Raw genomic sequence first — 12,558 nt, 5'->3', positions numbered from 1 at the left:
GCGCCGCGCCGTCGCCTCCCGCTTTATTTTCCGATGACCGATTCCAACGCCAACCGTCCGCCGCGCCTGCCGCGCCGCGAGGTCCATGGTGTGCTGCTGCTCGACAAGCCGCTGGGCCTCTCGTCCAACGACGCGCTGGTGCGCGCCAAGCGCCTCTTGCGCGCGGCCAAGGCCGGCCATACCGGCACGCTGGATCCGCTTGCCACCGGGCTGCTGCCGCTGTGCTTCGGCGAAGCCACCAAGTTTTCGCAAGACTTGCTGGAAGCGGACAAGACCTATGACGCCGTAGTGCGGCTGGGCGCACGCTCGAGCACGGGCGACGCCGAAGGCGAGCTGCTCGACGTGCGCGAGGTCACCTGCGACCGCGCCGCGGTGGAGCAGGCGCTGGCAAGCTTCCTCGGCGAGATCGAACAGGTGCCGCCGATGCATTCGGCGCTGAAGAAGGACGGCCGCCCGCTGTATGAATACGCGCGCGCCGGCCAGACCGTGGAGCGTGCGGCGCGCCGCGTCACCATCCGTTCGATCGCGCTGCTGGACTGCGCCTTGCCCGATACCCCGTCGTTCACGATGCGGGTGATGTGCAGCAAGGGCACCTATATCCGCACGCTGGCCGAGGACATCGGTGAAGCGCTGGGCTGCGGCGCGCACCTGACCGGATTGCGCCGCATCGCCGTGGGCGACCTGACGCTGGACGGCGCGGTGACGCTGGAACAGATCGAACAGCAGGACGACGCGCAACGCCCGGCCATGCTGGCACCCGTGGACGCCTTGCTGCACAAGTGTGCGCCGGTGCATCTGGATGAGGCCGCGGCAGCGCGCTTCCTGCAGGGCCAGCGCATCGCCCAGCGCGACCTGCCGGCCGGCACCGGGCTGGCCGAGGATGCGCTGGCGCGCGTCTATGCCGGCGAGCCGGCCCGGCTGCTGGGCGTGGCGCGTATGCGCGAAGGCGCGTTGCGGCCGGAGCGGCTGGTCAAGCTGTAATTTGCGTGAGGGGCGTAAGCGGCCGCCCCGTCAGCAATTACTCCAGCGTGATGTTGGCCGTCTTGATGACATCGGCCCACATCTTGCGATCCTGGGCGACGAACCCGGCGAAATGCTCCGGTGTATCGCCCACGGGCTCGGAGCCGAATTCAGCCATTTTCTTCCTGACTTCCGGGTTCGCCAAGGCCTTGACCAGCGCCTGGTTGTAGCGGACCACGATCGCCTTCGGCAGGTCCTTCGGACCGAAGATGCCTTGCCAGGTCGGCATGTTGAAATCCTTCAGGCCGCTCTCGGCGAGCGTCGGCACCTCCGGCAACAAGGGCGAGCGCTTGCTGCTGGTGACCGCCAGCGCCTTGACCTTGCCGGTCTTGGCCAGCGTCGCCGCGGTGGTGATGTTGTCGACTGTCATGGCGATATGCCCGCCCATCAGGTCGGTGATCACCGGGGTGGCACCCTTGTACGGCGCATGGACCATGTCGATGCCAAGGCGGTGCAGCATGGTTTCGGCAATCAGGTGATTCGACGTGCCGACGCCTGCGGTGCCGTAGGTGACCTGCGGCGTCTTTTTGACGTAGGCGACGAAGTCGGCCATGGTCTTGACCGGCAGGGCCGGATTGATGATCACGACATTCGGCTGAGTGGCCAGCATGGCGATGGGCGTGAAATCATCCGCCTTGTATGGTGTGCCCTTGGGGTTGAGCAGGTGAGTCACCGCCATCGCGCCGGCGGCGCCCATGCCGATGGTGTAGCCGTCGGCCGGGGCCTTGGCCAGCTTGTCGGCGGCGATATTGCCACCCGCACCGGGCACGTTTTCCACCACCACCGGCACCCCCAGGCTTTCCGACAGCGGCGCCTGCACCAGGCGCGCCAGCAGATCGGCCGAGCCGCCGGGCGCAAAGCCCACCAGCAGGCGCACCGGCCTGGCCGGCTTCCACTCCTGCGCCTGCGCACCCGGGATCACCGCCGCGCCCACGCTCATCCACATCATGCCGCGCACCAGCGGCCCCATCCACTTCGCCACCTTTTCCATTGTTACTTCCACTCCAGCAGTGTCATGGGCAATCTGTAAGCGGGCTTGCCCTTACCCGGAAATGCGTTCGCTTAGCGCCCTGATTCAGGCCGCGGCACCGGCCAGCACCTGCCCCAGCAGCCTTGCCACCATGCGGTTGGAGAGCAGCACCGGGGCGCCGGCATGGCGCGCCACCTCGGCCCGCATGGCCTCGGTGTAGCCCATGCAGTGCATCACCACCAGGTCGCAGCCGCGCAGTGTCTCGCCCGCCTGCGCGAAGCGGGCGGTGCTGGTGTCGGTATAAGGCGAGGCATGCGTGACGCGCAGTTCGCAGGGCACCGGCTGGATCAGATGGAAGCCGCTCACCTGCGCCTCCAGCGGCAACACGATGCCGAGCCGCTGGCAGCCCTGCGCCAACGCCACGGTCAGGTGGTCCACCACCTGCTGCGGTTCGATGACCAGGGTCTGCATCGGCGGCACGGCGGTGCCGGTGCACAGTGGCACCAGGGCGTCGAAGCGGCCGTCGTCCAGCGAGGTCATCAACCGGGCCAGCATCGCCTCGGCCACCGGCTTGCCCATCACCGCCTGCGTGCCGTCACGCAGCCGGCTGGCAAAGCGGTATTCGCCGGGCGCCGGCGCCAGCGCGGCAATGTCTTGCGGGCCCAGCGCGTCCAGGATGCCGAACTCTTCCACAGTGGCCGGCAGGCCCAGGTCGGCAATCATCTGCGGGACCACATCTGTCCTGGGCGCCTGCCCGATGGTGACGAAGGCCAAGCGTGGCTGGCGTGCGGCGGGCGTGTTCATGCCTCGGTTCCCACGGTCTGCAGATGGGCCAGCGAGCCATAGCGGCGCTGCAGCTCGGCCCACTCGGCAGCGTCGTAGAAGTCGCACTGGCCCTGGCCGAACTGCTTTGCCACCTCGATGCAGAAGCGCGTCGCCACGTCGATGTCGAAGGCGTTGGTGACGCCGGTTGCGCAGCCTGGCACCGTGGTCTGCGCGGTCAGCGCCACGCCCACGACCGGGGCAGAGGTCACGATGGCCGGCTGCATGATCGAGTTGACATGCCACAGGCCGTTCTCATACGGCGTGATGTCCTGGGTGGTCAACGGCAACACCATCGGCAGTTCGCCGCTGACCCATCCCATCAGGTCCAGCATCCGCTCCGGCAGGCGCAGCAGCCAGCCTTCCTTGGCCACCGGCGTCAGCGCCACGCCGCGGCGGTTGACGAAGCGGTTGCCGCGCGTGGTGTCGACCGAAAGGATCGCCGCCATCCGCGGGTGCACTTCATGCGACATCATCTTGCGCATCGCAAAGGGCGATTTCATCATCGGCACCGGCTGGTGCGGCCGCGTGGCGGCATGCGGGCAGATATGGGTGTGGATGCGCACCGGCCCGGCCAGCACGTCGCCGGTGGCGGCCATGTCGGCCAGCTTCAGCGCGCTGGCGACGGCCACGATGGCGCCGTCGGCATCGGACACCAGGCCCGTCACGGCCGGGCGCGCGCCGACGCCGCCCAGCCGGCCCACCACGCCAAGTGCTGGCGCATCCGGGTTTTGTCCGGGGATCGTGCAGGCGAGGAAATCGGTGTAGAGGCCGCTCTCTTCCACGCGCGTGACGGTGACATCGTCCAGGCCGCGCGAGCGCAGCAGTGAGGCGACAGCTTCGCCGTCGACATTCGCTGCCGACAGCAGCTCGATCGATTCAATAACCTGCTTGATAGACATCTTGCTCCAATTCCTGGGTTGGGGGGCCGTACGCTGGGCTCAGGCCAGCAAATTAGCGCGGCAGCGACAGCGCGCCGGGCTGCACGTCGGCAATGTCCGCGCCCCTGAACCATCGCGCCGCATGGGCGCCGCCCATTTCAAGGCGATCGTCCGAGACCCGCACCCAGTTGCCTTCGGGCAGGCCGAGCACCGGCATGTCGGGCTGCAGCACGGTGAATTCGGCCAGGCGCTGGTCGCGCGTTTCGCCGCGGAAGCCGGGCACGACCAGGTTGAAGTAGTGTGGGTTGATCTGGAAGGGGACTAGCGCCAGGGCGTCGAGGCCGCCCGGGTCGGCCACCGGCATGTCGTTGGTGGTGCGGATGGTCGGGCAGGCCAGGTTGGCGCCGGCGCTCCAGCCGATATAGCGCGCCGAACCGGACCGCACCCGCGCTGAGATCGCCGCCAGCAAGCCGCGCTCGCGCAGGCACTGCAGCAAGCGGAACGTGTTGCCGCCGCCGACGACGATCAGTTCGGCCACCTCGATGGCGCGCACGGCTGCAGCCGGCTCGGCCAGCCGGTGCAGTGATTGCACCGCGATGCCGACCGGTGCGAAGGCGTCGCGGACCAGCGTCTCGTAGGTGTCCCAGTCGCGCGTGACGCCGGCGAACGGGATGAAGCAGGCAGTCTTGCGGCCGGCGGCCAAGTCGCGGATTGCCGCCTGGGCGTGGACCAGGTAGCCGGCGTCGCTGCTGGAGTTGCTGAGTAACAGGAGTTCCATGGGTCGTTGCGGCGAAGTCTAGGTAAGTGGGGCGGCGTCGAGCCACAGGGGGTCGCCGACGCGCTGTCCCACGGGTGCCACGGCCTGCATCAGCGTCGCGCGCAGCGCCTGGGCCTGGGCCTGGCTGACCTGCATCGCGGTGAAAGACAGGCACAGTCCGCGCACGTCGCCTGAAAGCGGGTCTGCCAGTGTGGTGGCCACCGCGCCGATGCCCGGCATGCCTTCATTCACGGCGATGGCGCTGCGCTCGGCGCGGGCCGTGGCCACGCGTTCGCGCAGCTCGGCAACCGTGGCGGGACAGCCGGCGGGTGCATCCGGCAGCTTGCGGGCGCCGGCGGCGCCGTAGCGCGCGCTGAATTCAGGCTTGGGCAGGCGCGACAGCAGCACCCGGCCCATTGCCGTCGTGAATGCCGGCCGGCGTGCGCCGGGCGGCGACAGCACCTGCACCGGGTTGCTGCCGTTCAGGCGTTGCAGCACGACCGTGTCGGTGCCGTCCAGCATCGACAGATAGGCGGTGAAGCCGGTGGCATCGGACAGCGTGGCCAGGATCTCGCGGCATTGCTCGTCGAAGGGATGCGCCTGCGCAGCAGCCTGCGCTGCGCGGATCAGCAGCGCCCCAGGGCGGTAGCGCCGCGTGGATGGCTGCAGTTCCAGCAGGCGGTAGCGCACCATCTGGGCGAGCAGGCGCGAGGCCGAACTCTTGGCAAGGCCCAGTTCGTCCAGAACATCGTTAAAAGTGATCTCGTGCCGGTGATGCCCGAACATGTCCAGCACGCTTTCCACGCCTTCAAGAATGCTCACTCAGCCACTCCACGCTCGTCTCTTTTACTCGTTGGGTTCCGTTTTTAGGAACCACGGTTCCGTAATTCGGTTTTCAAATAATAGAGGGACGAAGACAGGAACACAAGGGGGGCATCCCCGGCGCAGCAACCCGGCGGCGAAGCAAAAAAAATGGCCCCGATCAGGGGCCAAGTCTTGAAAACCGGAGAGGTCGGGTCAGTGCGCCGCCATCGCATCCGCCGACCCGCCGCCGCCCTTGGCCGGCCGCGTCAGCCAGACAAAGCCGATCAGCACGAAGAACAGCATCCCCGAGATCCAGAAGATATCGTTGGCGCCGAGCATGGCCGCCTGCTGGGAGATGTTGCGCTCGATTACGCCCATTGCCTGGGCCTGGCTCATGCCCATCTGCATCAGGTGGCTGAGCTGGTCGTGGTAGGCGGGGTTGTACGGGTTGACCTGTTCCACCAGTTGCGCGTGGTGCAGGGCGGAGCGGTTTTCCCACACGGTGGTCGAGATCGAGGCGCCGATGCCGCCGAAGGTGATCCGCACGAAGTTCGACAGGCCCGAGGCGGCGGGGATCTTCTCTGGCGGCTGGCCCGACAGGATGATCGAGGTGAGCGGGATAAAGAACATCGCCATGGCCGCGCCCTGGATCAGCGTGGGCACCATCAGCGTCCAGGTATCCACCTGCGTGGTGAAGCCCGAGCGCATCAGGCTGACGATGCCGAAGGTGATAAAGGCTGCGGTGGCGACCCAGCGCGCGTCCATCTTCGGCAGGTTGCGCCCGATCACCGGCGACAGCAGGATCGCGAAGATCCCGACCGGCGCCATCACGATGCCCGCATCCGTCGCGGTATAGCCGACGATAGTCTGCAGCCACAGCGGCAGGATCACCAGGTTGCCGAAGAACAGCCCGTAAGCCACCGAGATCGCCACCACACCGGAGCTGAAGTTGCGGCCCTTGAACAGGCTGATGTCGACGATGGGATGCTTCTCATAGGTTTCCCACGCCAGGAAGAACAGGAAGCCGACAATCGCCACCAGCGTCAGCACCACGATCTCGGTCGAATGGAACCAGTCCAGCTCCTTGCCCTTGTCGAGCATCAGCTGCATCGAGCCCACCCAGATCACCAGCAGCGCCAGGCCGATGCGGTCGATCGGCAGTACCTTGGTCGGGGTTTCGCGGTCCTTGTAGATGGCCCAGGTGACATAGGCAGTGATGATGCCCACCGGCACGTTGATGTAGAAGATCCACGGCCAGGTCATGTTGTCGGAGATCCAGCCGCCCAGCAGCGGGCCCATGATCGGCGCCACCAGCGTGGTCATGCCCCAGAGTGCCAGCGCCATGGTGCTCTTCTGCGGCGGATAGCTCGACAGCAGCAGCGACTGCGACAGCGGGATCATCGGCCCGGCCACCGCGCCCTGCAGGACCCGCGCGGCCAGCAGCGTTTCCAGGTTGGGCGCGACCCCGCACAGCCACGATGCCAGCACGAACAGCAGGATCGAGGTGATGAACAGCCGCACCGCGCCGAAGCGCGTGGTCAGCCAGCCGGTCAGCGGCACCGAGATCGCATTGGCCACCGCGAACGAGGTGATGACCCATGTGCCCTGGTTGGGTGCCACGCCCAGGTCGCCTGAAATCGCCGGGATCGACACGTTGGCGATTGACGAGTCCAGCACGTTCATGAACGTGGCCAGCGACAGCGCGATGGTGCCGACCACCAGCTTGCCGCCGCTCAGCGGCTGCGGCTGCTGCGGCATGGCCCGCGCCGGCGCGTGGCTGGCGCCGGGCTGCACGCCGTGCGCGGCCTGTGCGGCCTGTGCGGCGGATGGGGAGTTCGCCATGATCAGGTGTTGGCAGGCTTGGCGTTGGCGGCGCTGGCCGAGGGCAGGCCGGTGCTGCGGCCGCCGTTGTTGGCGGCGATGATGCGCGCGATCAGCTGGTCGGCGTCCTGCGCAACCTTGTCATAGACATCGGTCTGCATCGGCCTGGCGGGCGCGGCGGCGGCCATGGCGGCGCCTTCCTCGCGGCGCACATCGACCTTGACGGTCATCGACAGGCCCACGCGCAGCGGGTGGTCCTTGAGCTGCTGCGGGTCAAGCGCGATGCGCACCGGCAGGCGCTGCACCACCTTGATCCAGTTGCCGGTGGCGTTCTGCGCCGGCAGCAGCGAGAAGGCCGAGCCAGTGCCGGCCGAGAAGCCGGCGACCTTGCCCTGGTATTCCACCTTGGAGCCGTACACGTCCGCTTCCAGCGTCACGGGCTGGCCGATGCGCATATGCGTGATCTGCACTTCCTTGAAGTTGGCGTCGACCCAAACCTGGTCCAGCGGCACCACGGCCATCAGGGGTGCGCCGGCGGCCACGCGCTGGCCGACCTGCACCGAGCGCTTGGCGACGTAACCGGTCACCGGCGCAGGCATGGCCGAGCGCGCGAACGACAGGTACGCCGAGCGCAGGTTGGCGGCAGCGCGCTGCACATTGGGGTGCTTCTCGACCGTGGTCTGGTCGGTCAGCACCTTGTTCGACGCCAGCTGTTCGCGCGCGGCCAGCAGCGCCGATTCCGCGCCCTTCAGCGCGGACTGCGCGTGCGAGATCTCTTCATTGGAGACCGCGCCCGAGCCGGCGATGGCCTGGCGGCGGCGCAGGTCGTCGCGGGCCTTGGCCACGTCGGCTTCGCGCAGCGCCACGTTGGCGGAGAGCGAGCCGTTGTTGACGTACAGCGTGCGCACTTCGCGCACGGCCTGTGCCAGCTGGGCTTCGGCCTGTTCGAGCGCCACTTGCGAATCGGCGCGGTCAAGCTGGATCAGCGGCTGGCCGGCGGTGACCAGTTGCGTGTCGTCGGCGGCGATCGACACCACGGTGCCGCCCACCAGCGGCGTGACCTGGACCACGTTGCCGGCGACATAGGCGTCGTCGGTGTTTTCAAAGTGGCGGGCGTACATGCCCCAGTAAACGCCATAGCCGATGCCGGCGACCACGATTGCCGCGGTCAGCGACAGCAGCATGCGCTTGCGCTTGCCGTTGTTGTTGGTGGTGGCCGGCGCTTGCTGGGCAGGGTGCTGGGTGGTGGTGGTGCCGGCCGCTTGCTGGTTGTTGCTCATGATGTTCTCTGGTGAATCTTGTCTGCAATTACTGGGTGCGCGGATCAGCCGCGGGCGCCCGCCTGGGTGTTGTGCTGTTGCTGCGCAGGATCGTGGCTGGCGCTCTCGTGGCCTTCCGCAGGCTCCTGGTAGCCGCCGCCGAGCGCCTTCATCAGGCCCATCTGCAGGTCCAGCCGCCGCGCCTGCAGGTCGGTTGCCAGGCGGCGCTGCTGCAGCACATTGCTTTCGGCATTCAGTACGGTCAGCTGCGTGCCCAGGCCGGCCTTGTAGCGGGTGGTGGCCAGGGCATAGGCGTGCTCGGCCAGGTCCAGGGCTTCGCGCTGGGTCTGGATCTGCTTGTCGACGCTGCGGATGCTGGTCATGGTGTCGGCGGTCTCGCGCAGCGCATCGACCAGGGCCTGGTTGTAGTTGGCCACGGCAATGTCGTAGCCGGCGTACTTGCCCTTCAGGTTGGCGCGCAGCTTGCCGCCTTCGAAGATCGGCAGGCGGATGGTCGGGCCGATGCCAAAGGTACGGCTGATGCCCATCAGCAGGTGGGACGGATCCAGCGCCGCCAGGCCGGCGAAGGCGGTCAGACTGACGTCAGGCAGGAACTCCTTTTTGGCGACATTGATGTCCTTGGACGCCGCCTCCACGCGCCAGCGTGCCGCCACCAGGTCCGGCCGGCGGCCCAGCAGGCCGATGGTCAGGTTGTCGGGAAGCGTCGGCGTGGCCTGCGCCAGCAGCACCGGGCGCTGGATCTGCAGCCCGCGGTCCGGGCCCTTGCCCAGCAGCGCTGCAAGCTGGTTGCGCGCCAGGGCGATTTCCTCGTCCACGCGCTGCAGATCGGTGCGCGAAGCAGCCACCGTGCCACGCGCCTGCGTGGTCTCGACCTGGGTGTCGAGGCCGGCGGCCAGGCGCTGGCGCGACAGCTCGGTGAGGTCGCTGCGCTGGGCGATGGCACGCTCGGCCACGTCGCGCTGGGCGTACAGCGCCGCCAGGCGGGCGTAGTTGCGGGCGATCGAGGTGGCCAGGATCAGGCGCGAGGCCTGGCTTTCAGCCTCGGCGGCACGGTCGTCGGAGAGCGCGGCTTCAAGCGCATCGCGGTTCTTGCCCCAGAAATCGAAGTCATAGGAGAGGCCCACCTGCAGGCGCGACTGGTTCTGCCACGATCCCGCCAGCGGGGTGCCTTCGAACAGGTCCTTCTCGGAGAAGCGCTGGCGGATCAGGCTGCCTTCGAACTCCAGGTGCGGATAGAGCGCGCTGCGGGTGGCATCGGCCATGGCGCGCGAGGCTTCCACGCGGGCGAACGCGGCCTGCAGGCTCGGGTTGTCCTTGACCGCCTCATCGACCAGGGCGCTCAGCTGGGGGTCCTTGAACTGCCCGACCCAGTCCTGCGAGGGCCACTGGCCGTGCTCGTCGGGCAAGATCTGCGAGGTGGCCATCGCAGCCGGGTCGGCCACGGTCTGCGTGCTGTGCGAATTGCCAAGGGCCGCGCAACCAGCCAGCACCGCCGCGGCCATGGCAGTCAGCGCAAGCGAGCTGGCACGGCGCGCCAGCTCGCGTGGGGTGGCGCGCTGGGGGGATTGGGGGGGGAGGGCTTGTGTCATGGTGTTGCTCCGTTGCCGGAGCCTTACGGTTTCTACGGGCTGATACGGTGTCAGGTTGAGGCCGGACTGACCGGACGATCTGGCGTGCCGGAGGCCGGCGCACAGCCCGCTACCCGCTGTTGTTATCAATGAGCCGGCGCAGCATGCTGCGCAGCAGTTGGATTTCGTCCTCGGAAAAACCGCGGAAGTGGTGTGAAAGTACCTTGCAGAAGATGGCGGGCAGCTGTTCAACCAGTTCCTGGCCTTGCGGCGTCACCGACAGGTCGACCACGCGGCGGTCAGCGTCACGGCGCCGGCGCTCGATCAGGCCGCGCTTTTCCATGCGGCTGAGCAGGCGCGTGACCGAACCCATGTCGGTATTCAGTTCGCGGCCCAGATCGGTGACGGTCGCGGCGCGGCCGGTGGCCAGCATCATCAGGCAACTGGCTTGCGCCTGCGTGATGTCCAGGTTGCTGACTTCCTGCTCGACGCCGTGCGCCAGCATGTTCTTGGCGCGCTGCATCAGGTAGCCGACGCTGTCGCACATCTGGTACTGGGCGGGATCGAACTGGCCGGCCGTGGATTCGGCTGGCGGATCGGAGGAAGGGAGCCGTGACATCTTTGCCTTTGCAATCTTTGCTGAGGCAAATATATGTTCACGTTTAACGATGCGCAAGAACGGAAATTGGTTATTCCATTTTTTGCAATGATATTCCCTTGGTAAGTGACGGTTCCGATCAACGCGTCTTGCGCTGCAACATGCTAGAATATTGGGTTACCTCAGATTCTCCAAAGCGAGACGCAGCAATGACCCGCGCCATCCGAAATATCGCCATCATCGCCCACGTCGATCATGGCAAGACCACCCTGGTCGACCAGCTCCTGCGCCAGGCAGGCACCTTCCGCGACAACCAGCAAGTCGCCGAACGGGTGATGGACTCGAACGACCTGGAAAAGGAACGCGGGATCACGATTCTCGCGAAGAACTGTGCCGTCGAATACAACGGCACCCATATCAATATCGTCGACACCCCGGGCCACGCCGACTTCGGCGGTGAAGTGGAGCGCGTGCTGTCGATGGTCGACGGCGTGCTGCTGCTGGTCGACGCAGTCGAAGGCCCGATGCCCCAGACCCGCTTCGTCACGCGCAAGGCGCTGGCGCTGGGCCTGAAGCCGATCGTGGTGGTCAACAAGATCGACCGTCCGGGCGCGCGTCCGGACTGGGTCATCAACCAGACCTTCGACCTGTTCGACAAGCTGGGCGCCACCGACGAGCAGCTCGACTTCCCGGTGATCTATGCTTCGGGCCTGAACGGCTTTGCCGGCCTGACCGAAGACGTGCGCGACGGCGACATGAAGCCGCTGTTCGAGACCGTGCTGGACAAGGTGCCGGTGCGTGACGACGATCGGGACGGCCCGCTGCAGCTGCAGATCATCTCGCTGGACTACTCCAGCTACGTCGGCAAGATCGGCGTGGGCCGCATCTCGCGTGGCCGCGCCCGTCCGCTGCAGGACGTGGTGGTCAAGTTCGGTCCGGAAGGCAACCCGATCAAGGGCCGCATCAACCAGGTGCTGAAGTTCCAGGGCCTGGAGCGCGAGATCGTGTCCGAGGCCGAAGCCGGCGACATCGTGCTGATCAACGGCATCGAAGAACTGGGTATCGGCTGCACCGTGTGCGCGCCGGACGCCCAGGACGCGCTGCCGATGCTGAAGGTGGACGAGCCGACGCTGACCATGAACTTCTGCGTCAACACCTCGCCGCTGGCCGGCCGTGAAGGCAAGTTCGTGACCAGCCGCCAGCTGCGCGAGCGCCTGGACCGCGAACTGAAGTCGAACGTGGCGCTGCGCGTGGCCGATACCGGCGACGACACCATCTTCGAAGTGTCGGGCCGCGGCGAACTGCATCTGACCATCCTGCTGGAAAACATGCGCCGCGAAGGCTACGAGCTGGCCGTGTCGCGTCCGCGCGTGGTGTTCAAGGAAATCGACGGCGTCAAGAACGAGCCGTACGAACTGCTGACCGTGGACGTCGAAGACAGCCACCAGGGCGGCGTGATGGAAGAGCTGGGCCGCCGCAAGGGTGAACTGCTCGACATGGCGTCGGACGGCAAGGGCCGTACCCGCCTGGAATACCGCATCCCGGCCCGCGGCCTGATCGGCTTCCAGGGCGAGTTCCTGACGCTGACGCGCGGCACCGGCCTGATCAGCCATATCTTCGACGACTACGCGCCGGTGCGCGAAGGCGGCCTGGGCGAGCGCCACAACGGCGTGCTGATCTCGCAGGACGACGGCGACGCCGTGGCCTACGCCCTGTGGAAGCTGCAGGACCGCGGCCGCATGTTCGTCAAGCCGGGCGATGCGCTGTACGAAGGCATGATCATCGGCATCCACAGCCGCGACAATGACCTGGTGGTCAACCCGATCAAGGGCAAGCAGCTGACCAACGTGCGCGCTTCGGGTACCGATGAAGCCGTGCGCCTGGTGCCGCCGATCCAGATGTCGCTCGAGTATGCGGTGGAATTCATCGCCGACGACGAACTGGTCGAGCTCACGCCCAAGAGCATCCGCCTGCGCAAGCGTCACCTGAAGGAGCACGAGCGCAAGCGTGCTTCGCGCGAAGGCGCATAAGCGCTGA

11 protein-coding genes are annotated in these 12,558 nt (G+C 67.0%); 2 read left to right on the top strand and 9 right to left on the bottom strand.

Annotated features, from left to right (window positions below; all coding sequences use genetic code 11):
* Nucleotides 1–33: 33 nt before the first annotated feature.
* Nucleotides 34–981: a tRNA pseudouridine(55) synthase TruB gene (gene truB / locus A3A5_RS0103080; RefSeq protein ID WP_018309193.1), complete on the top strand. Its 948-nt coding sequence runs from the start codon at nt 34–36 to the stop codon at nt 979–981.
* Nucleotides 982–1,018: 37 nt separating this feature from the next.
* Here truB and A3A5_RS0103075 read toward each other — a convergent pair whose 3' ends face one another.
* The 9 genes from A3A5_RS0103075 to A3A5_RS0103035 form a co-directional block, all read right to left on the bottom strand.
* Nucleotides 1,019–2,011, bottom strand: a complete 993-nt coding sequence (locus tag A3A5_RS0103075) for a tripartite tricarboxylate transporter substrate binding protein (protein WP_018309192.1) — start codon at nt 2,009–2,011, stop codon at nt 1,019–1,021.
* Nucleotides 2,012–2,095: 84 nt separating this feature from the next.
* On the bottom strand, nt 2,096–2,794 hold the full coding sequence (locus A3A5_RS0103070; protein ID WP_018309191.1) for an AroM family protein: 699 nt from the start codon (nt 2,792–2,794) through the stop codon (nt 2,096–2,098).
* Nucleotides 2,791–3,714 carry a DUF1177 domain-containing protein gene (locus A3A5_RS0103065; protein ID WP_018309190.1) on the bottom strand — a complete coding sequence of 308 codons (924 nt, stop codon included), beginning with the start codon at nt 3,712–3,714 and terminating at the stop codon, nt 2,791–2,793. The genes A3A5_RS0103070 and A3A5_RS0103065 overlap by 4 nt, the downstream gene beginning before the upstream one ends.
* Nucleotides 3,715–3,766: 52 nt before the next feature.
* Nucleotides 3,767–4,471, bottom strand: coding sequence for a dipeptidase PepE (gene pepE, locus A3A5_RS0103060; RefSeq protein ID WP_018309189.1), 705 nt, complete (start codon nt 4,469–4,471; stop codon nt 3,767–3,769).
* 18 nt (nt 4,472–4,489) lie between these two features.
* The gene (locus A3A5_RS0103055) at nt 4,490–5,272 is read right to left on the bottom strand and encodes an IclR family transcriptional regulator (RefSeq protein ID WP_018309188.1); all 783 of its coding nucleotides are present in this window, start codon (nt 5,270–5,272) and stop codon (nt 4,490–4,492) included.
* Nucleotides 5,273–5,467: 195 nt separating this feature from the next.
* Complete coding sequence (locus A3A5_RS0103050) at nt 5,468–7,096, bottom strand: DHA2 family efflux MFS transporter permease subunit (protein WP_018309187.1); 1,629 nt, start codon at nt 7,094–7,096, stop codon at nt 5,468–5,470.
* 2 nt (nt 7,097–7,098) lie between these two features.
* Nucleotides 7,099–8,355 (bottom strand): HlyD family efflux transporter periplasmic adaptor subunit, encoded by a 1,257-nt coding sequence (locus A3A5_RS0103045; protein ID WP_018309186.1) that lies wholly within the window; start codon nt 8,353–8,355, stop codon nt 7,099–7,101.
* Nucleotides 8,356–8,399: 44 nt separating this feature from the next.
* Nucleotides 8,400–9,944, bottom strand: coding sequence for an efflux transporter outer membrane subunit (locus A3A5_RS0103040; protein WP_026200393.1), 1,545 nt, complete (start codon nt 9,942–9,944; stop codon nt 8,400–8,402).
* A gap of 109 nt (nt 9,945–10,053) precedes the next feature.
* The gene (locus A3A5_RS0103035) at nt 10,054–10,542 is read right to left on the bottom strand and encodes a MarR family winged helix-turn-helix transcriptional regulator (RefSeq protein WP_018309184.1); all 489 of its coding nucleotides are present in this window, start codon (nt 10,540–10,542) and stop codon (nt 10,054–10,056) included.
* A 188-nt stretch (nt 10,543–10,730) separates the two neighbouring features.
* Between A3A5_RS0103035 and typA the strand changes: the two genes are divergently transcribed.
* A complete protein-coding gene (gene typA / locus A3A5_RS0103030) occupies nt 10,731–12,551 on the top strand; it encodes a translational GTPase TypA (RefSeq protein ID WP_018309183.1) in 1,821 nt (606 codons plus the stop codon).
* The last annotated feature ends 7 nt before the right edge of the window (nt 12,552–12,558 follow it).

The sequence above is a fragment of the Cupriavidus sp. UYPR2.512 genome (assembly GCF_000379565.1).
Lineage (GTDB): Bacteria > Pseudomonadota > Gammaproteobacteria > Burkholderiales > Burkholderiaceae > Cupriavidus.
The sequence above is the reverse complement of the archived record's forward strand: the minus strand, read 5'-3'. Positions and strand labels throughout refer to the sequence as shown.